The organism is Ralstonia sp. 25mfcol4.1 (genome assembly GCF_900104095.1).
Classification (GTDB): Bacteria; Pseudomonadota; Gammaproteobacteria; order Burkholderiales; family Burkholderiaceae; genus Cupriavidus.
Genome location: NZ_FNJO01000001.1, coordinates 243,570 through 270,290, shown reverse-complemented (window position 1 = coordinate 270,290; position 26,721 = coordinate 243,570). Strand labels below are relative to the sequence as shown.

The 26,721-nt window shown below is 65.4% G+C and carries 22 protein-coding genes and 1 tRNA gene; 17 read left to right on the top strand and 6 right to left on the bottom strand.

What is annotated here, in order from left to right:
- Positions 1-184 precede the first annotated feature (184 nt).
- The 5 genes from BLQ58_RS01165 to BLQ58_RS01145 form a co-directional block, all read right to left on the bottom strand.
- Complete coding sequence (locus BLQ58_RS01165; RefSeq protein ID WP_092594179.1) at positions 185-1,105, bottom strand: tyrosine-type recombinase/integrase; 921 nt, start codon at positions 1,103-1,105, stop codon at positions 185-187.
- Positions 1,106-1,201: 96 nt separating this feature from the next.
- A tRNA-Val gene (locus BLQ58_RS01160) sits at positions 1,202-1,276 on the bottom strand.
- Positions 1,277-1,392: 116 nt separating this feature from the next.
- The gene (dnaQ, locus tag BLQ58_RS01155) at positions 1,393-2,130 is read right to left on the bottom strand and encodes a DNA polymerase III subunit epsilon (RefSeq protein WP_092594178.1); all 738 of its coding nucleotides are present in this window, start codon (positions 2,128-2,130) and stop codon (positions 1,393-1,395) included.
- A gap of 57 nt (positions 2,131-2,187) precedes the next feature.
- Positions 2,188-2,625, bottom strand: a complete 438-nt coding sequence (gene rnhA, locus BLQ58_RS01150; RefSeq protein WP_092594177.1) for a ribonuclease HI — start codon at positions 2,623-2,625, stop codon at positions 2,188-2,190.
- A 23-nt stretch (positions 2,626-2,648) separates the two neighbouring features.
- Positions 2,649-3,449, bottom strand: coding sequence for a class I SAM-dependent methyltransferase (locus BLQ58_RS01145; protein WP_092594176.1), 801 nt, complete (start codon positions 3,447-3,449; stop codon positions 2,649-2,651).
- A 10-nt stretch (positions 3,450-3,459) separates the two neighbouring features.
- On the opposite strand from BLQ58_RS01145, the gene gloB reads away from it, so the two are divergent.
- The 15 genes from gloB (at position 3,460) to BLQ58_RS01070 (ending at position 23,142) form a co-directional block, all read left to right on the top strand.
- Positions 3,460-4,260 (top strand): hydroxyacylglutathione hydrolase, encoded by an 801-nt coding sequence (gene gloB, locus BLQ58_RS01140; RefSeq protein ID WP_092594175.1) that lies wholly within the window; start codon positions 3,460-3,462, stop codon positions 4,258-4,260.
- A gap of 177 nt (positions 4,261-4,437) precedes the next feature.
- Complete coding sequence (locus BLQ58_RS01135) at positions 4,438-6,150, top strand: transglycosylase SLT domain-containing protein (protein WP_092594174.1); 1,713 nt, start codon at positions 4,438-4,440, stop codon at positions 6,148-6,150.
- A gap of 235 nt (positions 6,151-6,385) precedes the next feature.
- The gene (locus BLQ58_RS01130; protein WP_302847623.1) at positions 6,386-8,308 is read left to right on the top strand and encodes a propionate--CoA ligase; all 1,923 of its coding nucleotides are present in this window, start codon (positions 6,386-6,388) and stop codon (positions 8,306-8,308) included.
- Positions 8,309-8,484: 176 nt separating this feature from the next.
- Entirely contained in the window at positions 8,485-10,860 is a 2,376-nt protein-coding gene (locus BLQ58_RS01125; RefSeq protein ID WP_092594172.1) for a bifunctional salicylyl-CoA 5-hydroxylase/oxidoreductase, read from the top strand.
- Positions 10,861-10,862: 2 nt separating this feature from the next.
- A complete protein-coding gene (locus tag BLQ58_RS01120; protein ID WP_092594171.1) occupies positions 10,863-11,657 on the top strand; it encodes an SDR family NAD(P)-dependent oxidoreductase in 795 nt (264 codons plus the stop codon).
- An 87-nt stretch (positions 11,658-11,744) separates the two neighbouring features.
- On the top strand, positions 11,745-12,596 hold the full coding sequence (locus tag BLQ58_RS01115; RefSeq protein WP_092594170.1) for an enoyl-CoA hydratase family protein: 852 nt from the start codon (positions 11,745-11,747) through the stop codon (positions 12,594-12,596).
- 9 nt (positions 12,597-12,605) lie between these two features.
- Positions 12,606-13,778, top strand: a complete 1,173-nt coding sequence (locus tag BLQ58_RS01110) for an acyl-CoA dehydrogenase family protein (RefSeq protein ID WP_092594169.1) — start codon at positions 12,606-12,608, stop codon at positions 13,776-13,778.
- Between the two features lie 32 nt (positions 13,779-13,810).
- Positions 13,811-15,490 (top strand): AMP-binding protein, encoded by a 1,680-nt coding sequence (locus tag BLQ58_RS01105; protein ID WP_092594168.1) that lies wholly within the window; start codon positions 13,811-13,813, stop codon positions 15,488-15,490.
- A 10-nt stretch (positions 15,491-15,500) separates the two neighbouring features.
- On the top strand, positions 15,501-15,932 hold the full coding sequence (locus tag BLQ58_RS01100) for an acyl-CoA thioesterase (RefSeq protein ID WP_092594167.1): 432 nt from the start codon (positions 15,501-15,503) through the stop codon (positions 15,930-15,932).
- A gap of 36 nt (positions 15,933-15,968) precedes the next feature.
- Positions 15,969-16,382: a RidA family protein gene (locus BLQ58_RS01095; protein WP_092594166.1), complete on the top strand. Its 414-nt coding sequence runs from the start codon at positions 15,969-15,971 to the stop codon at positions 16,380-16,382.
- Between the two features lie 328 nt (positions 16,383-16,710).
- Entirely contained in the window at positions 16,711-17,859 is a 1,149-nt protein-coding gene (carA, locus tag BLQ58_RS01090) for a glutamine-hydrolyzing carbamoyl-phosphate synthase small subunit (protein WP_092594165.1), read from the top strand.
- A 47-nt stretch (positions 17,860-17,906) separates the two neighbouring features.
- Positions 17,907-18,584 carry a leucine efflux protein LeuE gene (leuE, locus tag BLQ58_RS01085; protein WP_092594164.1) on the top strand — a complete coding sequence of 226 codons (678 nt, stop codon included), beginning with the start codon at positions 17,907-17,909 and terminating at the stop codon, positions 18,582-18,584.
- Between the two features lie 68 nt (positions 18,585-18,652).
- Positions 18,653-21,901 (top strand): carbamoyl-phosphate synthase large subunit, encoded by a 3,249-nt coding sequence (gene carB / locus BLQ58_RS01080; protein ID WP_092594163.1) that lies wholly within the window; start codon positions 18,653-18,655, stop codon positions 21,899-21,901.
- A gap of 245 nt (positions 21,902-22,146) precedes the next feature.
- A complete protein-coding gene (greA, locus tag BLQ58_RS01075; RefSeq protein WP_092594162.1) occupies positions 22,147-22,623 on the top strand; it encodes a transcription elongation factor GreA in 477 nt (158 codons plus the stop codon).
- A 15-nt stretch (positions 22,624-22,638) separates the two neighbouring features.
- Entirely contained in the window at positions 22,639-23,142 is a 504-nt protein-coding gene (locus tag BLQ58_RS01070; RefSeq protein ID WP_092594161.1) for a DUF4149 domain-containing protein, read from the top strand.
- Between the two features lie 109 nt (positions 23,143-23,251).
- On the opposite strand, the gene BLQ58_RS01065 is transcribed toward BLQ58_RS01070, so the two are convergent.
- Positions 23,252-23,755, bottom strand: coding sequence for a YhbY family RNA-binding protein (locus BLQ58_RS01065; protein ID WP_092594160.1), 504 nt, complete (start codon positions 23,753-23,755; stop codon positions 23,252-23,254).
- Between the two features lie 160 nt (positions 23,756-23,915).
- On the opposite strand from BLQ58_RS01065, the gene BLQ58_RS01060 reads away from it, so the two are divergent.
- Complete coding sequence (locus BLQ58_RS01060; protein ID WP_092594159.1) at positions 23,916-24,587, top strand: RlmE family RNA methyltransferase; 672 nt, start codon at positions 23,916-23,918, stop codon at positions 24,585-24,587.
- Positions 24,588-24,785: 198 nt separating this feature from the next.
- Positions 24,786-26,687 carry an ATP-dependent zinc metalloprotease FtsH gene (gene ftsH / locus BLQ58_RS01055; protein ID WP_092594158.1) on the top strand — a complete coding sequence of 634 codons (1,902 nt, stop codon included), beginning with the start codon at positions 24,786-24,788 and terminating at the stop codon, positions 26,685-26,687.
- The last annotated feature ends 34 nt before the right edge of the window (positions 26,688-26,721 follow it).

Here is a 26,721-nt window from a genome sequence, read left to right as displayed (position 1 = left end):
TAGCGAAGCGTGCAATGTTTGAGATGTTGACGCGATGAATCGCATGGTCTCGATTCCTTCATTTAGCGAACGAATCGTAGGGGAATGTCCTTACAAAAAAAATGACCCGGAGAGGTCCGGGTCAGTGCGTGATGTCGCTCGAATGGGTCTTCGCTGCTTATTTGAATTTTCGTTGCGGGCAGCACTATCGTAGCGTGTTATCTGCGCCAGGCGCCTGCCATGAACTTTCGGCAGCGCGTCGCAATACTGCGTCTTCGAGATGACCGTAACGACGTTGAAGGATCAGAGAGGAATGACCCAGGACCTGGGCGGCCACCGCGAGGGTCGTTCCTTTGCGCAATAGTTCGGCGGCGCGGTGGTGGCGAAGGTCATGTAGATGCAGATCGGGGCGGCCGATTGCGGCGGCTACGTCTTCCCATGCCTTGCGGAAATTGATCGGCTGGCCGTAACGACGGCCTTGGAATACCAGGGCGTCGGGTTCGCGCTTTGCGGGCCAAACTCGGCGAATTAGAGCGGCGGTCTCTTCGGAGAAAAATAGTGTGCGCGGGCGATCGGTCTTCGTCTGGATCACGGTAATCGTGCGCGTCTCCAGGTCGACGTCCTTCCACTGGCGCTCGCGTACTTCTCCACGTCTGGCGCCGGTTTCGATCATCAGGCGCACGTAGACAGCAAAGCGGCGATCCTTGTAGCCGTGTGCGGCCGCCAACAAGCGTTCGATTTCCTTGTTGCTGACTTCGACGCGGCGGATGGCTTCGTCGTAGCGAGGGATACCTACGGTGGGTGAGACAAACCCGATAGGGGAGAGGTGGCGGCGCTGCGCCCACTTGAAAACGCTGCCAACGCTGGACAAGTCGCGGTTGACGGTGCTCGCCTTGTATTGGCCGGACTGCATCATCGCCTCGGCGGCGAGCGAAAAATGGCGAGTGGTGAGTTCCCAGGCAGGAGAGGTGCCAAAGGCTTCGACCCACTTTTTCAGTCGTCGCTCATCGGAATCGTCGTCCGACATCGCGCAAAAAGCCGCGCACAGTTCGGCGAATGTCATCCGAGCGTCAGCCGCGTCGGTGACTTGGGCCATGGCGGCCCGCAAGTTGATTTTCGGTCTCATGAATCAGGTTCCTAGAGCACTGTCGTTGGAGACCTGCCCGAAGCCATGAGCCCAAAGCCAAAAAGCCTTGCGTATGCAAGGCTTCCCGGGTAATTCTGGTGGGTGGTACAGGGATTGAACCTGTGACCCCTGCCGTGTGAAGGCAGTGCTCTACCGCTGAGCTAACCACCCCTTGCTGCTTCGTCGCCGTTGTTGCTGGCGTCGTGCAGTGGAGAAACGAGATTATGCCGATGGGCCAGTATCTTGTAAAGCCCTTTTTTGAACTTTCTTTAAAAAAGTGGTGAGGGCTATTGCACGGTGGCGTCGGCGGGCACTTCGGTCGGGACTTCGATCTTCCAGACCGTCTTGCCGCCGCTGGCCTTGTCCAGTTCCTTGAGCACGCTCAGGTGGGCCGACAGTTCGGTCTCGGTGGCCAGAAGCACCGGCAGGGTCAGGGCCGACAGGTCGGCCGTGGCGCGGGTTTCGCCCTGGGCGGCGCCGGCGTCGAGCATGTCGATGACCAGCGAATTCTGGCCGCGCGTCATGGCCAGGTAAACCTCGGCCAGCAGTTCGGCATCGAGCAATGCGCCGTGCAGCGTGCGGTGTGCGTTGCTGACGCCCAGGCGGTCGCACAGGGCATCCAGCGAATTGCGCTTGCCGGGAAACATCTGGCGGGCTTCGCGCAGGGTGTCGATCACATTGGCCACGTGGTCGCGGAACGGGGGCAGGTTGTGGAGCTTGAACTCCATCTCCAGGAAGCCCATGTCGAACGCGGCGTTGTGGATGATCAGCTCGGCGTCGCGCACAAACTCCCGGATCTCGTGCATGACCTCGGCAAACTTCGGCTTGTCGGCCAGGAAGTCGGCCGTCAGGCCGTGGATGGCCACGGCGTCTTCAGGGACGTCGCGTTCCGGGTTGATGTAGAAGTGCAGGTTGCGGCCGGTCAGGCGGCGGTTGACCAGTTCCACACAGCCAATTTCGATCAGGCGATCGCCGGTGGCGTGGTTCAGGCCGGTGGTTTCGGTATCGAGAACGATCTGTCGCATGGGGCAGGATTGTAATCGCCCGGCACGGCCGGGCGACGGATTGCGGGGGTCAGGCGTTCAGGCGTCGATCGATTCCACGCCGCGGTTGGCCAGGCGGTCCGCCCGTTCGTTGCCGGGATGGCCGGCATGGCCGCGCACCCAGTGCCATTCGATTACGTGCGGCTGGCGGGCTTCGTCCAGGATCTGCCACAGGTCGGCGTTCTTGACCGGCTTCTTGTCGGCCGTCATCCAGCCGCGCTTTTTCCAGCCGGTGATCCATTCGCTGATGCCCTTCTGGACGTATTGCGAATCGGTATAGATATTGATGACGCAGGGTCGCTTGAGCGCGCGCAGCGCCTCGATCACGGCCATCAGTTCCATGCGGTTGTTGGTGGTGGGGTTCTCGCCGCCGAACAGTTCTTTCTCGTGGCCGCCGGATACCAGCACGGCACCCCAGCCGCCAGGGCCGGGATTGCCCTTGCAGGCGCCGTCGGAATAAATCGTGACTTCTTGCATGGATAGGTTCAGGAGAGCCCGGCTCAGGCGTCGGGCGTGGTCTTGTGATGTTTGCCGTGCGTACCCGTGGGGGTGGCCACCGGGGCCGCCACAGGCGCCAGGGTCGGCTTGGCGGTCTTCCACGCCGGGCCCACCAGGCGGATGTTCTTGACCCGCTTGACCGCCGAGATCATGTAGACCGAGCCGAAGATCGGCCACCAGCGGTCGCCCGCCTTTTCCATGAAGGCGGCGCGCTGCAGCCAGCGGTCGGTGCGATACGGCGGACAATAGCAGCCAAAGCGGCCGCGGATGATCTCGAAGCCGAGCAGCTTGAGCCAGTCCTTGATTCGCACGAAGCCGATGGTCTGCGCGTCGCTGGGCAGGAAGGGCGTGGCGCCCAGCCGGTTCAGGCCCTGGCGCGCGCCCCACAGGCTCATCGGGTTGAAACAGGTCACCACCACGCGGCCCTCGGGCATCAGCACGCGCGATACCTCGCGCAGCACTTCGTGCGGATCCTCGGAAAACTCCAGGATGTGGGGCAGGGTGACCAGGTCTATGCTCTGCGTATCGAACGGCAGTTCGTCGAACCGGCACAGCAGCTGGCGCGCATCGGGGTGCGTCTCGCGCGGCCCGTGCGGGCCGGCACGGCCATCGAGCGCCAGCGCCGAGAACGGCATGCGGTTCTCGCGCAGCGTGTCGATGTGGGGCAGCCCCAGCTGCACCGCGTGATAGCCGAAGATGTCCGTTACCGTCCGGTCATACTGCTGCGACTCCCACCGGAGCATGTACTGCCCGGGTGGCGACGCCAGCCATTCTTCCCAATCTATAATCGGTCGGTTGGACATAGGAGCACACATGTTGAAAGTGGAGCCGATCCCCGCCTTTCAGGACAACTATATCTGGGCCATCCACGACGGTAAAAGTGCCGCGGTGGTGGATCCAGGCGAGGCCGAGCCGGTGGAGCGATTTCTGGCGCAACGCGGACTGGCACTGGGCGCTATTGTAATCACCCATCACCATGGCGATCACCAGGGAGGTGTGTCGGACTTGCTGGAAGGTCATCCGGCCGGCCCCGACGGCGCGCCGATCCCGGTGATCGGGCCTGCCGGCGAACGCATCGGACATCGCACCCAGGCCGTGCGCGAGGGCGATACGGTGACGCTGGCACACCCGGCCGCGACCTTCCGCGTGCTGGATGTCCCCGGCCATACCGCCGGCCACGTGGCCTATGTGGGCGACCTGCCCGGCGCGGGCCACGCGGTCTTCTGCGGCGATACCCTCTTCGCCAGCGGGTGCGGGCGGCTGTTCGAGGGGTCGCCGGCGCAGATGCTGGCGTCGCTGGACAAACTGGCCGCCTTGCCAGGCGATACGCGGGTGTACTGCGCCCACGAATACACGCGCAGCAATGTCCGCTTTGCGCAGGCCGTGGAGCCGGGCAATGCCGACCTGTCGGCATGGTCGGCGCGGGTAGACGCGCTGCGTCAGGCCGAGACCCCGACGGTACCCACCACGGTGGCCCATGAGCGCGCAGTCAATCCGTTCCTGCGTTCCCGCGAGCCGGCCGTGCGCCGCGCCGTGCAGGCACAGGGCGGCGACGTCAGCAACGATGCCGCGGCGTTCGGTGCGCTGCGGGGATGGAAGGACAATTTCCGCTAATACATTCCAGACGTTTGCGGGCGGGGCAGGGGGTGCCGAATCCGCCGGGGCGGCCCCGGCCTGCATTTCAGGTATCGCAAGATGTCCAAATTGCATCTTCGGGAAAATCTCATTGACGCCAACCGGCCTTTTCCATAGGATCAGGCGAAATTTTTGGCGTCACTTTCAGAGAACTTAATGCGATTTGGTCGATTTCTGGCGGTAGTTGCGTGTGCCGCGCTGCTTGCAGCCTGCGCCAGCACACCCACTACGCCTGCCGGCGAGATGGCCGGCACGCCGACCGCCCTGGAATCCGGTCCTGCCAAGGACCCTCTCAATACCCTGAACAGCACCGGCCGCGCCGGCTCGCTTGCCAGTTCCAACGTCGCCAAGGTCGACCAGTCCAGCGTGGACTGGCTGCGCGGGCCGTCGTCCGATATCTGGGGCCGCATCCGCAAGGGTTTTGCGATGCCGGACCTGGAAGGCACGCTGGTCGACGATCGCACGCAGTGGTATGCCGCCCGCCCCGACTACATGGAGCGGATGGTGAGCCGGTCGAGCCGCTACCTCTACCACATCGTGGAAGAGCTCGAGCGCCGCAACATGCCGACCGAGCTGGCGCTGCTGCCGTTCGTCGAGAGCGCGTTCAATCCCCAGGCGGAATCCACGGCCAAGGCGGCCGGGATGTGGCAGTTCATCCCCAGCACGGGCAAGTCGTACAACCTCAAGCAGAACATGTTCCGCGACGAGCGGCGCGATGTCCTGGCGTCCACGGACGCGGCGCTCGACTACCTGTCGCGGCTCTATGACATGTTCGGCGACTGGCATCTGGCGCTGGCCGCGTACAACTGGGGCGAGGGTGCCGTGTCGCGGGCCATCGCGCGCAACCAGGCGCGCGGGCTGCCCACGGACTACGCCAGCCTGACCATGCCGAACGAGACGCGCTACTACGTGCCGAAGCTGCAGGCGGTGAAGAACATCATCGCCAACCCCGCCGCGTATGGGGTGAAGCTGCCTGACATCCCCGATCATCCTTACTTCGTGACGGTAACCACGTCGCGCGATATCGATGTGGCGCTGGCGGCCAAGCTGGCCAACATGCCGCTGGACGAGTTCAAGGCGCTCAATCCGTCGTTCAACCGCCCGGTGATTCTGGGTGCGGCCAACCCCCAGATCCTGCTGCCGTTCGATAACGCCGAACGATTCCAGTACAACCTCAATACCTATCGTGGCGGCCTGTCCACCTGGACGGCCATTTCGGTGGACAGCCGCGAGCGCGTGGAGTCCCTGGCCGCGCGGCTCAACGTCGATGCCGACACGCTGCGCGAAATCAACCGCATTCCCAAGGGCATGCGCCTGAAGGCGGGATCGACGGTGATGATTCCGCGCACCGATCGTCACGACCAGGACATCAGCGCGTCGCTGGTGGATACCGCAATGCTGGCCGTCGAGCCGGACGTGCCGGACGCGCGCCGCGTGGTGGTCAAGGCGGGGCGCAAGGACACGGTGTCGTCGGTGGCCCATCGCTACGGGGTGTCCGTGCGGCAGGTCCAGTCGTGGAACAAGCTGTCGGGCAGCAAGCTCGTGGCCGGCCAGAGCCTGGTGCTGATGGTCCGTCCGAACTCGCCGGCCGCGGCACGTGCCGAGCGCGGCGACGATGGCGACGATACGCCGGTTCGCGGCAAGGCGGCGCACGGCAGGACGGTTGCGGCGAAATCTGAAAAAGCCGAGAAGGTCGAAAAGGCATCGGTTTCCAGATCGTCGAAAGCTGAAAAGGCCGAGCCGCGCAAGCGCGTGGTGGTGGAAGCCGCACCGCACAAGGGCGCCACCAAGTCGACCAGCAAGCCGGCGCCCGCCACGCCCGCCAAGCAGACGCCGACGGCCAAGTCCGCCAAGGGTCACGCTCGCTGAGCGATATCCGACCTGTCTGATCCGTCCCCCCGCGCCGCGCTACGTCGCTGGCCGCGGGGGGATCGGCACCCACGGCGAGGCCAAACGTCTGAGCCGCCGCGCCGTCATGGTAGATTCTTCAAAAAAGGATGGCCGATATCCGTGCCCAAGGGGACGGCGTCGCAGGTCCCTGCGCAATGCAGGCGCCGGGCGATAGCCCTCCCCACCCGGGCCGGGCCGTAGCCATCCGCACCGCATTACGACAAACGACAAGCGGAGGAGACACATCATGACGGCAAGCCGTGCCCTGCACGCGCGTTCCCTGTCCGACAAGGCCGGATTCTGGGCCGAACAGGCTGCGCGCATCGATTGGGAAACCCCGTTCGAGCGCGTGCTCGACGACAGCCATCCGCCGTTCGCACGCTGGTTCGTTGGCGGGCGGACCAATCTCTGCCACAACGCCGTCGATCGCCACCTGCCCGAGCGGGCCGACCAGCGCGCGCTGGTCTATGCGTCCACCGAGACCGATTCCGAGCGCGTCTACACCTATCGCCAGCTGCACGACGAGGTGAACCGGATGGCCGCCACGCTGCAGGCGCTGGGTGTGCAGCGCGGAGACCGGGTGCTGGTCTACATGCCGATGATCCCCGAAGCGATGTTCGCGATGCTGGCGTGTACCCGCATCGGGGCCGTGCATTCGGTGGTGTTCGGCGGGTTTGCCTCGGTCAGCCTGGCCGCGCGTATCGACGATGCGAAGCCCAGGGTGATCGTCAGTGCCGACGCAGGGTCGCGCGCGGGCAAGGTGGTGCCGTACAAGCCGCTGCTCGACGAGGCGATCCGGCTGGCAGGCCATCATCCGGACAGGGTGCTGCTGGTGGACCGCAAGCTGGCCGACATGCCGCGCACGGCCGGCCGTGACGAGGACTACGCCGCCTGGCGCGACAGGATGGCGGGCCAGCAGGTGCCCTGCGTGTGGCTGGAATCGAGCGAGCCATCGTATGTGCTGTACACCTCGGGCACCACTGGCAAGCCCAAGGGCGTGCAGCGCGATACCGGCGGCTATGCGGTGGCGCTTGCCACGTCGATGGAATACATCTTCTGCGGCAAGCCTGGCGACACGATGTTCACGGCGTCCGACGTGGGATGGGTCGTGGGGCACAGCTATATCGTCTATGCGCCGCTGCTGGCCGGCATGACGACGGTGATGTACGAAGGCACGCCGATCCGTCCCGATGGCGGCATTCTCTGGAAGATCGTCGAACGGCACGGCGTGAACATCATGTTCAGCGCGCCCACGGCCATCCGGGTGCTCAAGAAGCAGGATCCGGCGCTGCTGCGCCAGTACGACCTGTCCAGCCTGCGGCTGCTGTTCCTGGCCGGCGAGCCGCTGGACGAACCCACGGCACGCTGGATCCAGGACGGCATCGGCAAGCCGGTGGTCGATAACTACTGGCAGACCGAATCGGGCTGGCCGATCATCGCGATCCAGCGCGGCGTCGAGGCCTTGCCGGCGAAGCTGGGCTCGCCCGGCGTGCCGGCCTACGGCTATGACCTGCGGATCGTCGATGAAGTGACCGGCGAGGAATGTCCGCCGAACCGGAAGGGCGTGGTGGCCATCGACTACCCGCTGCCGCCCGGCTGCATGACCACGGTCTGGGGCGACGATGACCGCTTTGTGCGCACCTACTGGTCGGCGGTGCCGAACCGGCAGTGCTATTCGACATTCGACTGGGGCGTGCGCGACGACGATGGCTACGTCTTCATCCTCGGACGCACCGACGATGTGATCAATGTGGCGGGGCATCGGCTGGGCACGCGCGAGATCGAGGAAAGCCTGTCGTCCCACCCGGGGGTGGCCGAAGTGGCCGTGGTGGGCGTGCAGGACGCGCTGAAGGGGCAGGTGGCGCTGGCCTTCTGCATCGCCCGGGATGCCAGCCGCACCAGCACCGATGACGACCGGCTGATCTTCGAAGGCGAACTGATGAAGACTGTCGAACAGCAACTGGGCGCGGTGGCCCGACCGGCGCGCGTGTTTTTCGTCAATGCGCTGCCGAAGACCCGCTCTGGCAAGTTGCTGCGCCGCGCCATCCAGGCCGTGGCAGAGGGGCGCGATCCGGGGGATCTGACCACGATTGAGGACCCGACCGCTCTGGATCAGGTGAAAGACGCCCTCGGCTGACCGATGTGACGATGACGGCCCTTTTCTGCGTAGGCAGGAGAGGGCGCCATGTCGGACGCCGCCTAAAATTCTTCTTGCCAGCCATCGTCAGGCGCCCTAATATTTTAAGCATAAAATATTTAACCCTGATGTAGAGTGCCACGGCCCGGTGCCGACGGCGTGCAGGAGACTGACAGATGCGAGTGCTCTGTATTGGCGGCGGCCCGGCAGGGTTGTACTTCGGGCTGCTGATGAAGCTGCAGGACCCGGCCAACGAGGTGGTGGTGGTCGAGCGCAACCGGCCGTACGACACGTTCGGCTGGGGTGTGGTGTTTTCCGATGCCACGCTCGAAAACCTGAAGCAGGCCGATCCGGTCAGCGCGGCCGAAATCAATGCGGCCTTCGATCACTGGGACGACATCGACATTCATATTGGCGGCCGCACGATCCGCTCGGGTGGCCACGGCTTCATCGGCATCGGCCGCAAGCGCCTGCTCAACATCCTGCAGGCCCGCTGCGAGGCGCTGGGCGTGAAGCTGGTGTTCGAGACCGACGCCACCGACGACCAGGCGCTGGCCCAGCAGTACAACGCCGATCTGGTGATCGCATCCGACGGCATCAACAGCCGCATCCGCACCCGCTACGCCGGGACCTTCGCGCCCGATATCGATACGCGCCAGTGCCGCTTTGTCTGGCTGGGCACCCACAAGCTGTTCGACGCGTTCACGTTTGCGTTCGAGAAGACCGAGCATGGCTGGTTCCAGGCCCATGCCTACCGATTCGATGACGATACGTCGACGTTCATCGTCGAAACCCCGGAGCCCGTGTGGCGCGCCGCCGGCATCGAACAGATGAGCCAGGAAGAGGGCGTGGCGTTCTGCGAGCGGCTCTTCGCCCGCCATCTGGACGGCCACCGGCTCATCAGCAATGCCACGCACCTGCGCGGCTCGGCCAACTGGATCCGCTTCCCGCGCGTGATCTGCCACCGCTGGGTGCACTGGAACACGCTGGCCGACGGCCGTCGCGTGCCGGTGGTGCTGATGGGCGATGCCGCGCATACCGCGCATTTTTCGATCGGCTCGGGCACCAAGCTGGCGCTGGAAGACGCGATCGACCTGGCCAGCGAGATCGGCGCGCACCGCGCCGCTGGCGTGGATGGCGTACCCGAGGCGCTGACGCGCTACGAGGCCACGCGCAGCGTGGAGGTGCTGAAGATCCAGAACGCCGCGCGCAATTCCACCGAGTGGTTCGAGAATGTCGAGCGCTACGCGGGCATGGCGCCCGAGCAGTTTGCCTATTCGCTGCTGACGCGTTCGCAGCGGATTTCGCACGAAAACCTGCGCGTGCGCGACGCCGGCTATGTCGATGGGTTCGAACAATGGCTGGCCGCCCAGGCCGGCGTGCCGCAGGAAACGCTGAAGCTGCGCGCCGCCGGCGGCGACGCGGGCCTGCCGCCGATGTTCACGCCGTTTACGGTGCGCGGCGTCACGCTGAAGAACCGCGTGGTAGTGAGCCCGATGGCCATGTATTCGTCGGTAGACGGCGTGCCGGGCGATTTTCACCTGGTGCACCTGGGCTCGCGCGCCCTGGGTGGCGCCGGCATGGTGGTGGCCGAGATGACCTGCGTGTCGCCCGACGCGCGGATCACGCCGGGGTGTCCGGGGCTGTGGAACGACACGCAGCGCGATGCCTGGCGGCGCATCGTCGATTTCGTACACGCCAACAGCGACGCCCGCATCGCCATGCAGCTGGGCCATGCCGGCCGCAAGGGCTCGACGCAGCTGGGCTGGCAGAAGATGGACTACCCGCTGGCCGAGGGCAACTGGCCGCTGGAATCGGCGTCGGCGCTGCCCTACCTGCCTGGCGTGTCGCAGGTGCCGCGCGAGATGACGCGCGCCGACATGGACCGCGTGCGCGACGACTTCGTGGCCAACGCCCGCCGCGCGGCCGAGGCCGGCTTCGACTGGCTGGAACTGCACTGCGCACACGGCTATCTGCTGTCGAGCTTCATCTCGCCGCTGACCAACGTCCGTACCGACGATTACGGCGGCTCGCTGGCCAACCGGCTGCGCTTTCCGCTGGAGGTCTTTGCCGCGGTGCGCGCTGTCTGGCCGCAGGACAAGCCGATGTCGGTGCGGATTTCGGCGCACGACTGGGTCGAAGGCGGCATCACGGCCGACGATGCCGTGGAGATTGCGCGCGCCTTCAAGGCGGCCGGCGCCGACATGATCGACTGTTCGTCCGGTCAGGTCAGCCCCGAACAGGCGCCGGTCTATGGCCGGATGTACCAGACGCCGTTCGCCGATCGCATCCGCAACGAGGCCGGCATCCCGACGATTGCCGTGGGCGCCATCTTCGAGGCCGACCACGTCGACAGCATCGTCGCGGCGGGCCGCGCCGATCTGTGCGCGATTGCCCGGCCGCATCTGGCAGACCCGGCCTGGACGCTGCACGAAGCCGCACGGCTGGGCTTCCGCGATGTTACCTGGCCCAAGCAGTACGTGGCCGGCAAGCGGCAGCTTGAAACCAACCTGGCGCGGGCGGCTTCGTACGCGCAGCAACCGGGGAAGTGATCATGGCGATGGCTTTGCAGGGCCGCCATGCGCTGGTGACCGGCGGCGGACGCGGCATCGGTGCGGCGATTGCACGCCGGCTGCTGGAAGAGGGCGCGAGCGTGACGCTGGTGGGCCGCGACTGCACGGCGCTGGATGCGGCCATGCAGGCGCTGGAGCCGCTGGCCGTGGACGGGGCGGCGCTGGGCGCGGCCGCGGCCGACATCACCGATGCCGACGAGGTGGCCGGCGCCTTTGCCCAGGCCACCAGCGAACGCGGTCCGATCACGGTACTGATCAACAACGCGGGCCAGGCCCATAGCGCACCGTTCGCCAAGACCGACCTGGCGCAGTGGCAGCGCATGCTTGACGTCAACCTGACCGGCACCTTCCTGTGTACGCAAGCGGCGCTGCCCGCGATGCTTGAGCAGGGCTGGGGGCGCATCGTCAACGTGGCGAGCACGGCCGGGCTGATCGGCTACGGCTATGTCAGTGCCTACTGCGCGGCCAAGCACGGCGTGATCGGCCTGACCCGCGCGCTGGCACTGGAACTGGCCGCGAAGGGCATCACCGTGAACGCGGTGTGCCCGGGCTATACCGAGACCGACATCGTGCGCGATGCGGTGGCCAATATCGTCGGCAAGACCGGCCGCACGGAAGAACAGGCGCGCGCCGAACTGGCCGCGCGCAACCCGCAGCGGCGGCTGGTGCAGCCCGACGAGGTGGCCGACGCCGTGGCGTGGCTGTGCCGCCCATCGGCATCGGCCATCACCGGGCAGGCCGTGCCGGTGGCCGGCGGCGAGGTGATGGCGGGTTGAGGGACTTGGGTTTTACGCCTTCCTCGCCGCAGGCGAGGGAGCGGGAGACAGTCAAATGCGGCGAACGAATCCAACGCGAGACAAACGATGAGCGACGTAGCACTGGACATGCGCCACCACAAGCGCGCCTTTGCCGGTTACCAGCCGAAGCACTTCCTGTGGTCGGTGTCGGCCGACGGCAAGGTGGCCACGATCACGCTGAACCGGCCGGAGCGCAAGAATCCGCTGACATTCGATTCCTACGCCGAGCTGCGCGACCTGTTCCGCGCGCTGAGCTATGCCACGGACATCAAGGCCGTGGTGATGACCGGCGCGGGCGGCAACTATTGCTCCGGCGGCGACGTGCACGAGATCATCGGGCCGCTGACGCGCATGTCGATGCCCGAACTGCTGGACTTCACGCGCATGACGGGCGACCTGGTCAAGGCCATGCGCGCCTGCCCGCAACCCGTGATCAGTGCGATCGACGGCATCTGCGCCGGCGCTGGCGCCATGATGGCGCTGGCATCCGACATGCGGCTCGGCACGGCGCAGGCCAAAACGGCCTTCCTGTTCGTCCGCGTGGGCCTGGCCGGGGCGGACATGGGTGCCTGCACGCTGCTGCCGCGCATGATCGGGCAGGGCCGGGCCAGCGAACTGCTCTACACGGGCCGTTCGATGACGGCCGAGGAAGGCCTGCAGTGGGGCTTTTTCAACGCGCTGCATGCGTCGGACATCGTGCTGGCCGAGGCGCAGGCGCTGGCCGCCCAGATCGCGGCGGGCCCCACCTTCGCCCATGGCGTGACCAAGAAGCTGCTGCACCAGGAGTGGAATATGGGCGTGGACGAGGCCATCGAGGCCGAGGCCGAGGCCCAGGCCATCTGCATGCAGACGCGCGACTTCCGGCGCGCCTACGACGCGTTCGTGGCGAAGCAGAAGCCGGTGTTCGAAGGCGATTGAGGAGCCGGCATGAGCGACAAGACCTATCTCGACCTGCCTTTTTTCGACGACGCGCATCGCCAGCTTGAGCGCGAGCTGGATGGCTGGTGCGGCGAACACCTGCGCGATATCGATCATTACGACGCCGATGCGGCGTGCCGGGAGCTGGTGCGGCAGCTGGGCCAGGCGGGCTGGCTGCGTTACTGCGTGCCGGCGGCCTTCGGCGGCGCGCTGCCGGCGCTGGATTCCCGCGCGCTGTGCCTGCTGCGCGAAACGCTGGCGCGTCACGACGGCCTGGCCGACTTCGCCTTCGCCATGCAGGGCCTTGGCTCCGGTGCGATCACGCTGGCCGGCAGCGATGCGGTGCGCGAGCGCTATCTGCCGCGCGTGGCCCGGGGCGAGGCGATTGCGGCCTTTGCGCTGTCGGAGCCCGAGGCCGGTTCCGATGTGGCGGCGATGCAGTGCAGCGCGCGCCTGTCCGACGACGGCAGCCACTACGTGCTGGACGGCGCCAAGACCTGGATCTCGAACGGCGGCATCGCCGACTTCTACTGCGTGTTCGCGCGGACCGGCGAGGCGCCGGGCGCGCGCGGTATTACGGCCTTCGTGGTCGATGCCGATGCGCCGGGCCTGTCGATTGCCGAACGTATCGACGTCATCGCTCCGCATCCGCTGGCCACGCTGCGCTTCGACAACTGCCGCGTGCCGGTGGGCAACCGGCTGGGCGAGGCGGGGCAAGGCTTCAAGGTGGCGATGATGACGCTGGACATCTTCCGCGCGTCGGTGGCGGCGGCCGCGCTGGGCTTTGGCCGCGCCGCGCTGGACGACGCACTGGCGCGCGCCACGTCGCGGCCGATGTTCGGCGGCGTGCTGGCCGACCTGCAGCTGACGCAGGCCGCGATTGGCGAGATGGCCACGGCCATCGACTCGGCCGCGCTGCTGACCTACCGCGTGGCCTGGCTGCGTGACGTGCGCCAGCAGCGCACCACGCGCGAGGCGGCCATGGCCAAGATGGTGGCCACCGAGAACGCCCAGCAGGTGATCGACCGCGCAGTGCAGATCTTTGGCGGCCTGGGCGTCAAGGTTGGCACGCGCGTGGAGAGCCTGTACCGCGAGATCCGCTCGCTGCGCATTTACGAAGGCGCCACCGAGGTACAGAAGCTGATCATCGCGCGCGAGACGCTGGCCGCGCGCCAGGCCTGAGGCATCGAATCCGAATCGAACAGGAGACAAGCATGGTCGCCCCCACCATCGTCCCGAGTGCCGCCACCGCGCACGTCGACACCTTCGCCCGGGACCGCCTGCCGCCAGCGGATACCTGGCCGGTATTCCAGTTCAACGACGACACGCGCTACCCTCCACGGCTGAACGCGGCAGTGGAACTGGTGGACCGCCATGTGTCCGAAGGCAACGGCCAGCGCGTGGCGGTGCGCCACGAGCGCGACGGGCGCATCGAGACGGTGACTTACGCGCAACTGTCGGCACTGGTCAGCCGCATCGGCCATGTGCTGGTGGAAGACATGAAGCTGGTGCCGGGCAACCGGGTGCTGCTGCGCGGGCCGAACAACCTGATGATGGCGGCCAGCTGGCTGGCCACCGTCAAGGCGGGCCTGATCGCGGTGCCGACGATGCCGCTGCTGCGCGCCAAGGAACTGCGCCAGATCATCGACAAGGCGCAGGTCACGGCCGCGCTGTGCGACGCCCGGCTGCGCGACGAACTCGACGCCAACCAGCGCGCGGACGGCGAGCACTTCTGCCCGACGCTGACCACGGTACGGTACTTCAACGGCGCCGGTACGGGGTCGCTGGAAGCCGCGATGGAGGGCAAGCCGGATACGTTTGCCGCCTGCGACACCGCCACCGACGACATCTGCCTGATCGCCTTCACGAGCGGCACCACGGGCCAGCCCAAGGGCACCGTGCATTTCCACCGCGACGTGCTGGCGATGTGCGACCTGTTCCCGCGCCACGTACTGAAGCCCACGCCGGACGACGTGTTCTGCGGCACGCCGCCGATCGCGTTCACGTTCGGGCTGGGCGGCATGCTGTGTTTCCCGCTGCGCATCGGCGCCAGCACGGCGCTGGCCGAGAAGCTCACGCCCGAGACCCTGCTCAAGCTGATCCAGGACCATCGCGCCACCGTGGTGTTTACGGCGCCCACCTTCTACCGCCAGATGGCCGCGCTGGCCAGGAATTTCGATATCGGCAGCCTGAAGAAGAGCGTGTCGGCCGGCGAGGCGCTGCCCGACGCCACGCGCCAGGCCTGGAAGGCTGCCACCGGCATCGAGATGACCGACGGGCTGGGCGGGACCGAGATGATGCATATCTTCGTGTCCAGCGCCGGCGCCGATGTGCGGCCCGGTGCCGTGGGCCGCGTGGTGCCCGGCTACGAGGCGCGCGTTGTTGACGACAACATGCAGCCGGTGCCACCGGGCACCGTGGGCAAGCTCGCGGTGCGCGGCCCCACCGGCTGCCGCTACCTCGACGACCCGCGCCAGGAAGTCTATGTGCGCGATGGCTGGAACCTGCCCGGCGATACCTTCATGGCCGACGAGGACGGCTACTACTTCTACCAGGCCCGCTCGGACGACATGATCATCTCGGCCGGCTACAACATCGCCGGCCCCGAGGTGGAGGGCACGCTGATGAAGCACGAGTTCGTGGCCGAGTGCGGCGTGGTGGGTGCGGCCGACGTCGAGCGCGGGCAGGTGGTGACGGCCTACGTAGTGCTGCGCCCCGGCGTGGCGGCCGACGAGGCCACGTGTGCCGCCCTGCAGGACTACTGCAAGCGCGAGATCGCGCCCTACAAGTATCCGCGCCGCATCGAGTTCGTGACCGCGCTGCCGCGCACCGAGACGGGCAAGCTGCAACGCTTCCGGCTACGGCAGATGGCGAACGAAGGCGGGCAGCCGTGAGCGAACGGTCATGAGCGAGGTATTCCGCAACCACGTGCGCATCCGCTTCAAGCATTGCGACGCCGCCGGCATCGTGTTCTATCCGCGTTACTTCGAGATGCTGAACGACTTTATCGAAGACTGGTTCGCCGAGGCGCTGGACTGGCCGTTCGACGCCATGCACGGGGCGGCGCACGCGGGCATTCCGACGGCCGAGCTGCAATGCCGCTTCGAGGCCCCGAGCCGCCTGGGCGAGCGGCTGTCGCGCGAACTGCGCGTGACGCACATCGGCCGCAGCAGCTTTGCCGTGGAGATCCGCTTTGCCGGGCCGGACGGCGACACGCGCATGGCCATCTCCCAGCGCCTGGTCTGCGTGGACACGCGCCAGATGGCCCCGCAGCCGCTGCCGGACCCCGTGCGCACCGCGATGGGGCGCTACCTGGCGCCCGCCGCGCGAGCCTGAACAAACCAAACGATGGCAACACCGAGAGGACCCAACATGCTGAAGACATTGCAACCGCCCGACTGGGCAGCGCCGAAGGGCTACGCCAATGGCATCCAGGCCGACATGCAGGTGGGCAGCCGCCTGATCTTCGTGGGCGGCCAGATTGGCTGGAACGGCCAGTGCGAGTTCGAGACCGACGACTTTGCGCTGCAGGTGGCGCAGGCGCTGCGCAATATCGTGGCGGTGCTGGAGCAGGGCGGGGCGCGGCCCGAACACATCGCGCGCATGACCTGGTATGTGAAGGACAAGGCCGAATACGTGGGCGCCTACAAGGCCATCGGCCAGCACTATCGAGACATCGTGGGCAGGCATTTTCCGGCGATGACGGCCGTGGAAGTGGCCGATCTGGTGGAGCCACGCGCCAAGGTGGAAATCGAAGTCACGGCGGTGGTCCCGCCGACGGTGTAAATCCCCCGGGAAACTGGCGGAGCGCGGCTGTGCGGCCGCATGTCATTTCGATGACAGGTAAGCCGCGCGCCGCTTCTGTCCATCGTAAGTTGTTGAATACTTGAGAAATTGGGTGCGGCGGGATATAATTCGAAAGTTTCGCTTTCAGAACCCTTCACCCTAGCGCCTACCGTATTCCACCTTCCGCCGCCCCGATTGCGCGCGTTTTTCATGCACTGCAAAAATGTGATGAAAAAGCCATGCGCCAGCCGGCCCCATGTTGGGCCGCCTACGGGGCACGAGGCGTTGAGCAGGTCGGTCACGGGGTGAGTCCAGCAGGAGCCTACCCGTGTTACCGTCTTTTCCGTCCGCCATCCTCGCGCTTGCAGACGGCACGGTCTTTCGTGGCTATTCCATCGGCGCTTCCGGCCATACGATCGGCGAAGTGGTGTTCAACACCGCCATCACCGGTTATCAGGAAATCCTCACCGACCCCAGCTATTCCCGGCAGATCGTCACGCTGACGTATCCGCATATCGGCAATTACGGCGTCAATCCTGAGGATGTAGAAGCCACGAAAGTCCATGCCGCCGGCCTGATCATCAAGGATCTGCCGCTTCTGGCCTCCAATTTCCGCAAGGAACACACGCTCGCGCACTACCTGAAGCAGGAAAAGGTCGTGGCGATTGCCGGCATCGATACCCGCAAGCTGACCCGTATCCTCCGCGAGAAGGGTGCCCAGAACGGCTGCATCCTGGCGGGCGAGGACAACGTGCAGAAGGCCATCGACCTGGCGCGCTCGTTCCCGGGCCTGTCGGGCATGGACCTGGCCAAGGTGGTGTCGGTCAAGGAACCGTACGAGTGGACCCAGACCGAATGGAAGCTGGGCGAAGGCTATGGCAAGCAGGACAAGCCGCAGTTCCACGTGGTGGCCTATGACTACGGCGTCAAGTTCAACATCCTCCGCATGCTGGCCGAGCGCGGCTGCAAGGTGACGGTGCTGCCGGCGCAAGCCAGCGCGGCCGACGCCCTGGCGCTGAATCCCGATGGCATCTTCCTGTCGAACGGCCCCGGCGACCCCGAGCCGTGCGATTACGCCATCGCCGCCACGCGCGAGTTCATTGCCCGCGGCATCCCCACGTTCGGTATCTGCCTGGGTCACCAGATCATGGCGCTGGCCGTGGGCGCGAAGACGCTCAAGATGAGCACCGGTCACCATGGCGCAAACCATCCGGTCAAGGACCACGACGACGGCCGTGTGGTGATTACGTCGCAGAACCATGGCTTCGCCGTGGATGCCGCGACGCTGCCGGCCAATGCGCGTGTGACGCATACGTCGCTGTTCGACGGCACGCTGCAAGGCTTCGCGCTGACCGACAAGCCTGCTTTCTGCTTCCAGGGTCACCCCGAAGCGTCGCCGGGTCCGCATGACATCGCGTACCTGTTCGACCGCTTCACGAAGCTGATGCAGGACGCACGCGCCAAGGCTGCCGCCTGACGCGGCGCGTTTGATGCAACGAGAGACCTGAACGGAATCCACCTGCCATGACTGCTTTCATGCACGCCAGCTTCGGCATCACCGATTTCTGGACCTATGTGCTCGGCACGATCTTCATTGTGCTGCTGCCCGGGCCGAACTCGATGTATGTGCTGTCGGTGGCCGCCCAGCGCGGCGTGCGTGCGGGCTACAAGGGTGCGTGCGGCGTGTTCCTCGGCGATGCCATCCTGATGGTGCTGTCGGCCGCGGGCGTGGCTTCGCTGCTCAAGGCCAGCCCGGCGCTGTTCCACGTGATCAAGTACGTGGGCGCCGGCTACCTGGGCTGGATCGGCTTCCAGATGTTGCGCGGTGCAGTGCGCAACTGGGCGAAGCCGGCCGATCCCGCTGCCGCGCAGGCGGTGGCCGTGCCGGTGGACAAGTCTTCGAACCCATTCACCAAGGCGCTGGTCATCAGCCTGCTGAACCCGAAGGCCATCCTGTTCTTCATCTCGTTCTTCATCCAGTTCGTGGATCCGCAGTTCGCGTATCCGGCGCTGTCGTTCGTGGCGCTGGGCCTGGTCTGCCAGATCTGCAGCTTCGCGTACCTGACGACGATCATCTTCGTGGGCGCGCGGCTGGCCGATGCGTTCCGCCGCCGCCGGCGCCTGTCCGCCGGCATGTCGAGCGGCGTCGGCGCGATGTTCATCGGCTTCGGCGCCAAGCTGGCCACGGCCACCCTGGGCTGACGATCCAAAACCTGATATCCGGTACGGACCGCGGGAACTTGCGGACCGGCCAATAAAGAGAGCGTGCAATGCCAAAGCGCACAGACATCAAGAGCATCCTAATCATCGGCGCAGGCCCGATCATCATCGGCCAGGCGTGCGAATTCGACTACTCCGGCGCACAGGCCTGCAAGGCGCTGCGCGAAGAGGGCTTCAAGGTCATCCTGGTCAACTCGAACCCGGCGACCATCATGACGGACCCGAACACGGCCGACGTGACGTACATCGAGCCCATCACCTGGGAAGTGGTCGAGCGCATCATCGAGAAGGAGCGCCCCGACGCCATCCTGCCGACCATGGGCGGCCAGACCGCGCTGAACTGCGCGCTGGACCTGCATCGCCATGGCGTGCTGGACAAGTACAAGGTGGAGCTGATCGGCGCATCGCCGGAAGCCATCGACAAGGCCGAAGACCGCCAGAAGTTCAAGGACGCGATGACCAAGATCGGTCTCGGTTCGGCCAAGTCGGGCATCGCCCACTCGATGGACGAGGCCGTGGCCGTGCAATCGCGCATCGCCCAGGAAACCGGCTCCGCCGGCTATCCGATCGTGATCCGCCCGTCGTTCACGCTGGGCGGCACCGGCGGCGGCATCGCCTACAACCGCGAAGAGTTCGAAGAGATCTGCAAGCGCGGCCTGGACCTGTCGCCCACGCGCGAGCTGCTGATCGAGGAATCGCTGCTCGGCTGGAAGGAATACGAGATGGAAGTGGTCCGCGACAAGGCGGACAACTGCATCATCATCTGCTCGATCGAAAACCTGGACCCGATGGGCATCCACACCGGGGATTCGATCACCGTGGCCCCGGCCCAGACGCTGACCGACAAGGAATACCAGATCCTGCGTAACGCGTCGCTGGCCGTGCTGCGCGAGATCGGCGTCGACACCGGCGGTTCGAACGTGCAGTTCTCGATCAATCCGAAGGATGGCCGGATGATCGTGATCGAGATGAACCCGCGTGTGTCGCGTTCGTCGGCACTGGCCTCGAAGGCCACGGGCTTCCCGATCGCCAAGGTCGCGGCCAAGCTGGCCGTGGGCTACACGCTGGACGAGCTCAAGAACGAAATCACCGGCGGCCAGACCCCGGCGTCGTTCGAGCCGTCGATCGATTACGTGGTCACCAAGGTGCCGCGTTTCGCGTTCGAGAAATTCCCGGCGGCGGACAGCCACCTGACCACGCAGATGAAGTCGGTCGGTGAAGTGATGGCCATGGGCCGTACCTTCCAGGAATCGTTCCAGAAGGCGCTGCGCGGCCTGGAAGTGGGCGTGGACGGCCTGGACGAGAAGTCCACCGACCGCGACGAAGTGGTCGAGGAAATCGGCGAAGCGGGCCCGGACCGTATCTGGTACGTGGGCGACGCGTTCCGCCTGGGCATGTCGCTGGAAGAAGTGCACGCCGAGACCGACATCGATCCGTGGTTCCTGGCCCAGATCGAAGACATCGTCAAGACCGAAGGCCTGGTGCGCAACCGCACGCTGGAAAGCCTGTCGGCCGCCGAACTGCGTTTCCTGAAGCAGAAGGGCTTCTCGGACCGTCGTCTGGCCCGCCTGCTGAAGACCGACGCCAAGGCCGTGCGCGAGGCGCGCGTGGCGCAGAACGTGCGCCCGGTCTACAAGCGCGTGGACACGTGCGCGGCCGAGTTCGCCACCAACACCGCTTACATGTACGGCACGTATGAAGCCGAGCATGGCGAGTGCGAGGCGGACCCGACCGCCAACAAGAAGATCATGGTGCTGGGCGGTGGCCCGAACCGGATCGGCCAGGGTATCGAGTTCGACTACTGCTGCGTGCATGCCGCGCTGGCGCTGCGCGAAGACGGGTACGAGACCATCATGGTCAACTGCAACCCGGAAACCGTGTCGACCGACTATGACACGTCGGACCGCCTGTACTTCGAGCCGCTGACGCTGGAAGACGTGCTGGAAATCGTCGACAAGGAAAAGCCGGTGGGCGTGATCGTCCAGTACGGCGGCCAGACCCCGCTGAAGCTGGCGCTGGACCTGGAAGCCAATGGCGTGCCCATCATCGGCACGAGCCCGGACATGATCGACGCCGCGGAAGACCGCGAGCGTTTCCAGAAGCTGCTGCAGGACCTGGGCCTGCGCCAGCCGCCGAACCGCACGGCTCGCGCCGAGGACGAAGCGCTGCGCCTGGCCGAGGAAATCGGCTATCCGCTGGTGGTGCGTCCGTCGTACGTGCTGGGCGGCCGCGCGATGGAAATCGTGCATGAGCCGCGCGACCTGGAACGCTACATGCGCGAGGCCGTGAAGGTCTCGAACGATTCGCCGGTGCTGCTGGACCGCTTCCTGAACGACGCGATCGAGTGCGACGTCGACGCCCTGTGCGACGGCCAGCGCGTGTTTATCGGCGGCGTGATGGAGCACATCGAACAGGCTGGCGTGCACTCGGGCGACTCGGCCTGCTCGCTGCCGCCGTACTCGCTGTCGCAGGCAACGGTCGACGAACTGAAGCGCCAGACTGCCGCCATGGCGAAGGCGCTGAACGTGGTCGGCCTGATGAACGTGCAGTTCGCGATCCAGCAGAAGAATGGCGAAGACGTCGTCTACGTGCTGGAAGTGAACCCCCGTGCGTCGCGTACGGTGCCGTACGTGTCGAAGGCCACCGGCCTGTCGCTGGCCAAGATCGCCGCGCGCTGCATGGCCGGCCAGTCGCTGGATTCGCAGGGTATCGGCGCCGAAGTGGTGCCGCCGTACTTCAGCGTCAAGGAAGCCGTGTTCCCGTTCAACAAGTTCCCGGGCGTGGATCCGGTCCTCGGACCTGAAATGCGTTCCACCGGCGAAGTGATGGGCGTGGGCAAGGTGTTCGGCGAAGCCCTGTTCAAGAGCCAGCTCGCGGCCGGTTCGCGCCTGCCCGAGAAGGGCACCGTGCTGATTACGGTGAAGGACAGCGACAAGCCGCGCGCGGTGACCGTGGCCCGCATGCTGCACGACCTGGGTTACCCGATCGTTGCCACGCGCGGTACGGCTTCGGCCATCGAGGCCGCCGGCATTCCGGTCCGCGTGGTCAACAAGGTCAAGGACGGCCGTCCGCACATCGTGGACATGATCAAGAACGGCGAACTGGCCCTGGTCTTCACGACCGTGGACGAGACGCGCACGGCAATTGCCGATTCGCGTTCGATCCGGATCGCCGCGCTGGCCAACCGCGTGCCGTACTACACCACGATCGCCGGCGCCAACGCCGCCGTGGAGGGCCTGAAGCACATGCAAAGCCTGGAGGTCTACGACCTGCAGGGCCTGCACAAGCAACTGGCCTGATTCAGGCCTGTCACTGCCGCCAATGCTGCGGTGCGGGGGAATACCCCGTGCCGCGGCGCTGCCGCCGGGTTGAAACCGGCGGCGGTTCTGGCCTAAACTACGTCGAATTCGCTGATCGATCCGCGCCCCGGTGCCGGGTCGATCCCATCTGAAAGCCGCGGTCGAGCGGAAGTGCTGACCGGCAGAATCGCTGCCGGAGCATGGTTCCAGCTCCGCTGCGGCTCATTTTTTTGTTGAACGAGACAATGAGCACCATTCCGATTACAAAGCGTGGCGCCGAACTCCTGAAGGAAGAGCTGCAGCGCCTCAAGGCCGTCGAACGTCCCGCGGTGATCAACGCCATCTCCGAGGCGCGTGCCCAGGGCGACCTGTCGGAAAACGCCGAGTACGACGCCGCGAAGGAAAAGCAGGCATTTATCGAAGGTCGCATCCAGGAAGTGGAAGCCAAGCTGTCCGCCGCCCAGGTTATCGACCCGACCCAACTGGATACCGACGGCCGCATCGTCTTCGGCGCCACCGTGGACCTGGAAGACCTGGAATCGGGCAAGGCCGTGAGCTACCAGATCGTGGGCGACGACGAAGCCGACCTGGACAGCGGCAAGATCTCGGTCAGTTCCCCGATTGCACGCGCCCTGATCGGCAAGTTCGAAGGCGATGTCGCCACCGTGCTGGCCCCGGGCGGCGAACGCGAATACGAAGTCATCACCGTCCGTTACATCTGACGCGGCGGGGCACGGGTGTTCTCGTCTTCGTACTCGAATCTGCCGCCGCTGCCGCACCGCATCTTCCTGCTGCTGACCGTAGTCTGGGCAGGCAGCCTGTGGACGGTGGGCTACATGGTGGCGCCGACGCTGTTCGCCGTACTGCCCAGCCGCGAGACGGCGGGCATGATTGCCGGGCACCTGTTCCGCTATGAGGCGATCCTGGGTGTCACCGTCGGCGTGCTGCAACTGGTGCTGTGCAATGTGCTGATCCGCCGGGGCGCCGCGCGTTACCGGGCGCTACGCTGGATCGTGCTGGCCATGCTGGTGTGCGTGCTGGCGGGCTATTTTGGCCTGCAGCCGTTCATGGAAGGACTCAAGGTCAAGGCCCAGGCGATGAACCTGGGTGTGTCCGATTCGCCATACAGAAGCCAGTTCGGCATGCTGCATGGCGTGTCGAGCGTGTTCTACCTGCTGCAGAGCCTGCTGGCCCTGGTGCTGGTGTGGCGTGCCAGTGCGCCACGCGCGGCTGGAGAGTAAGGCGGCGAGAACGTCCCGGAGCGTTTCGGGAAATGAAAAAGGCGGCCATGGCCGCCTTTCTTGCTGGATCAGGGAACCGATTGGCCCGTGGCCAATCTGATTCTGCCGGTCAGCCCAGCGACTTCTTTTTCTGGCTGGTGGGCCGTGCGCGGGCTCGCTTGACGTTGCCGGCCTGCGTCACCCGTTCATTGCCGAGCACCTTGACGGCAGTGCGGGGCGCGCGACGCTGGGTGGAGCCGGTGGCCTTGCGGACCATGACGGTACGCGGCGCGGCGCCGGTACCGAGGCGACGGCGGGCAGCGCCCATGTCGTCCGGCTGGTTCTCCTTGAGGCGGGCGGGGCCCGGACGCCAGATGACGAGCAGCTTGCCGATATGCTGGATCGGTGCGGCGTCGAGTTCGTCGCAGATGGCGTCGTAAATGGCGATGCGCGTATCGCGTTCATCACCGAATACCCGGATCTTGATCAGGTCGTGTGCCGCGAGGCTGCGGTCGATTTCGGCCAGGACGGCGGGGGTCAGGCCTTCGGCGCCGATCATGACCACAGGATTGAGGCCGTGGGCGCGCGAGCGCAGTTCGGAGCGTTGGGCAGAGATCAGTTGTAGAGCGGGCATTGGAGCAGCAAATTTCGGATTGGCGCGTATTATCCGTCAACCATGCGAAAAAAGGTCGCCGGGAGGCGGCAAAGATCACCAAATCGGGAGAAATACCTGCGTTCGGCCTTGAATTGTGGCCGTGCAGCCGGATTTTCCCGCAAGAAGGCAAGTCTCAGTAATGGCCAAGGGCAAGAACAAGTTCAACCAGTCGTGGCTCCACGACCACATTAACGATCCCTATGTGAAGCTGGCCCAGCGCGAGGGCTATCGCGCCCGTGCGGCCTACAAGCTCAAGGAGATCGACGACCAGGACAAGCTGATCCAGCCCGGCTCGGTGATTGTCGACCTGGGCGCCGCGCCGGGCAGCTGGAGCCAGTACGCGCGCAACAAGCTGGCGGCGTCGCCGCGTGCCAAGGACGGCAAGCCGGATGGCGCCGTGGTGGCGATCGACATCCTGCCGATGGAGCCCGTGGCCGATGTGACCTTCATCCAGGGCGATTTCCGGGAGGAGGAGGTGTTCCGGGAACTCGAAAAGGTGGTGCTCGAGGCGTCCGGCGGATCGAGAATTGACCTTGTTATCTCGGACATGGCCCCCAATTTGTCCGGTGTGGCGTCGGCGGATTCCGCGCGGATCGAGTATTTGTGTGATCTGGCGCTGGAATTTGCGCAGGCTCACCTGAAGCCCGAGGGGTCGTTGCTGGTCAAGTGTTTTCACGGATCCGGCTACAGCCAGATCGTTGAGAAGTTCAAGCGTCAGTTCAAGGTTGTCGCCAAGCGCAAGCCCAAGGCGTCGCGCGACAAGTCTTCAGAAACCTTTATTCTTGGGCGTTACCTGAAATCAGTGGACTGACAGGATGCATGACGGTGTACGGCCACCCCCACGAAAGCAGGGGTATCCGGGTTTGTGCCGGGCATTGCCCCGCTTGCCCGGATCGGACGGCTCGGGCACTATCAGGCTCATAGAATCAGATTTCCCTGTGGGGACGGGCGCTGCATTACAATGCAATGCAGCTATCCGTTGGCAAGGCAATTGCAAAGGAGTTCGGCCTTGAATAACAACCTGTTTCAAAAGGCGGCAATCTGGCTCGTGATCGCGCTGGTATTGTTCACCGTCTTCAAGCAGTTCGACAAACCACGTGCCCAGGACGGTGTCACCTATTCGCAGTTCATGGATGACGCCAAGAACGGCAAGGTGTCGCGCGTCGACGTGCAGGGCCGTAACCTGGTGGTCTCCCCGAAGGAAGGCGCTAAGTACACCATCATCTCGCCGGGTGATATCTGGATGGTCGGCGACCTGATGAAGTACGGGGTCCAGGTGACCGGCAAGGCCGATGACGAGCCGAACGTACTGGTCCAGGCGTTGTACTACCTGGGACCGACGTTGCTGATCATCGTCTTCTGGTTCTACATGATGCGGCAGATGCAGGGCGGCGGGAAAGGCGGTGCCTTCTCGTTCGGCAAGTCCCGTGCACGGCTGATCGACGAGAACCAGAACGCCGTGACCTTCGCCGATGTGGCCGGTTGCGACGAGTCCAAGGAAGAAGTGGTCGAACTGGTCGACTTCCTGAAGGATCCGCAGAAATTCCAGAAGCTGGGCGGCCGCATTCCGCGTGGCGTGCTGCTGGTTGGCCCTCCGGGTACCGGCAAGACGCTGCTGGCGCGTGCCATCGCCGGCGAAGCCAAGGTGCCGTTCTTCAGCATCTCGGGTTCCGACTTCGTTGAAATGTTCGTCGGCGTGGGCGCTGCCCGTGTGCGCGACATGTTCGAGAACGCCAAGAAGCAGGCACCCTGCATCGTGTTCATCGACGAAATCGACGCGGTCGGTCGCCACCGTGGCGCCGGCATGGGCGGCGGCAACGACGAGCGCGAGCAGACGCTGAACCAGATGCTGGTCGAGATGGACGGCTTCGAAGCCAACTCTGGCGTCATCGTGATTGCCGCGACAAACCGTGCTGATGTGCTGGATAAGGCACTGTTGCGTCCGGGACGTTTCGACCGTCAGGTCTACGTGGGGCTGCCGGACATCCGCGGCCGCGAGCAGATCCTGAAGGTGCATATGCGCAAGGTGCCGATCGGCAACGACGTGGATGCATCGGTGATCGCACGGGGTACGCCGGGCTTCTCGGGTGCCGACCTGGCCAACCTCGTCAATGAGGCCGCGCTGTTCGCTGCCCGCCGCAACAAGCGTGTGGTGGACATGCAGGACTTCGAGGACGCCAAGGACAAGATCTACATGGGTCCGGAGCGCAAGTCGACGGTCATGCGCGAAGAAGAGCGCAAGGCCACGGCTTACCACGAGTCCGGCCATGCGGTGGTTGCCAAGCTGCTGCCGAAGGCCGACCCGGTCCACAAGGTCACCATCATGCCGCGTGGCTGGGCACTGGGTGTGACCTGGCAGTTGCCGGAGCACGACAAGTATTCGAAGTACAAGGACAACATGCTTGAGGAAATTGCGATCCTGTTCGGCGGCCGCGCTGCTGAAGAGGTCTTCCTCAACGCCATGAGCACCGGTGCTTCGAACGACTTCGAACGCGCCACCAAGATCGCTCGCGACATGGTGACCCGCTTCGGCATGAGCGATTCGCTGGGCGCCATGGTCTACGTGGATACCGAGCAGGACGGCATGTTCGGCAAGCTGTCGTCGAAGACCGTGTCGGAAGCCACGCAGCAGAAGGTCGATCTGGAAATCCGCACCATCATCGACGAGCAATACGCGCTGGCCAAGCGCCTGCTCGAAGAGAACCGCGACAAGGTCGAAGCCATGACCAACGCGCTGATGGAGTGGGAAACGATCGATGCCGACCAGGTGAACGACATCATGGCCGGCAAGCCGCCGCGCCCGCCACGTGGCCTGCAGGGCCCGAGCGGTGGCGGTAGCACGCCTCCGGGTGGTTCGCCCGTAGCCCCGACCAACGCGCCCGCAACGGCGCGCGTCGACGATACGGTGTAATTGGGCTGCACCGCCGCGTAACAGACCGTTTGCA

Coding starts and splice junctions, on each gene's coding strand:
- BLQ58_RS01165 (WP_092594179.1), bottom strand. CDS start 1,105: ATGAGACCGAAAATCAACTTGCGGGCCGCCATGGCCCAAGTCACCGAC.
- dnaQ (WP_092594178.1), bottom strand. CDS start 2,130: ATGCGACAGATCGTTCTCGATACCGAAACCACCGGCCTGAACCACGCC.
- rnhA (WP_092594177.1), bottom strand. CDS start 2,625: ATGCAAGAAGTCACGATTTATTCCGACGGCGCCTGCAAGGGCAATCCC.
- BLQ58_RS01145 (WP_092594176.1), bottom strand. CDS start 3,449: ATGTCCAACCGACCGATTATAGATTGGGAAGAATGGCTGGCGTCGCCA.
- gloB (WP_092594175.1), top strand. CDS start 3,460: ATGTTGAAAGTGGAGCCGATCCCCGCCTTTCAGGACAACTATATCTGG.
- BLQ58_RS01135 (WP_092594174.1), top strand. CDS start 4,438: ATGCGATTTGGTCGATTTCTGGCGGTAGTTGCGTGTGCCGCGCTGCTT.
- BLQ58_RS01125 (WP_092594172.1), top strand. CDS start 8,485: ATGCGAGTGCTCTGTATTGGCGGCGGCCCGGCAGGGTTGTACTTCGGG.
- BLQ58_RS01120 (WP_092594171.1), top strand. CDS start 10,863: ATGGCGATGGCTTTGCAGGGCCGCCATGCGCTGGTGACCGGCGGCGGA.
- BLQ58_RS01115 (WP_092594170.1), top strand. CDS start 11,745: ATGAGCGACGTAGCACTGGACATGCGCCACCACAAGCGCGCCTTTGCC.
- BLQ58_RS01110 (WP_092594169.1), top strand. CDS start 12,606: ATGAGCGACAAGACCTATCTCGACCTGCCTTTTTTCGACGACGCGCAT.
- BLQ58_RS01105 (WP_092594168.1), top strand. CDS start 13,811: ATGGTCGCCCCCACCATCGTCCCGAGTGCCGCCACCGCGCACGTCGAC.
- BLQ58_RS01100 (WP_092594167.1), top strand. CDS start 15,501: ATGAGCGAGGTATTCCGCAACCACGTGCGCATCCGCTTCAAGCATTGC.
- BLQ58_RS01095 (WP_092594166.1), top strand. CDS start 15,969: ATGCTGAAGACATTGCAACCGCCCGACTGGGCAGCGCCGAAGGGCTAC.
- leuE (WP_092594164.1), top strand. CDS start 17,907: ATGACTGCTTTCATGCACGCCAGCTTCGGCATCACCGATTTCTGGACC.
- carB (WP_092594163.1), top strand. CDS start 18,653: ATGCCAAAGCGCACAGACATCAAGAGCATCCTAATCATCGGCGCAGGC.
- greA (WP_092594162.1), top strand. CDS start 22,147: ATGAGCACCATTCCGATTACAAAGCGTGGCGCCGAACTCCTGAAGGAA.
- BLQ58_RS01065 (WP_092594160.1), bottom strand. CDS start 23,755: ATGCCCGCTCTACAACTGATCTCTGCCCAACGCTCCGAACTGCGCTCG.
- BLQ58_RS01060 (WP_092594159.1), top strand. CDS start 23,916: ATGGCCAAGGGCAAGAACAAGTTCAACCAGTCGTGGCTCCACGACCAC.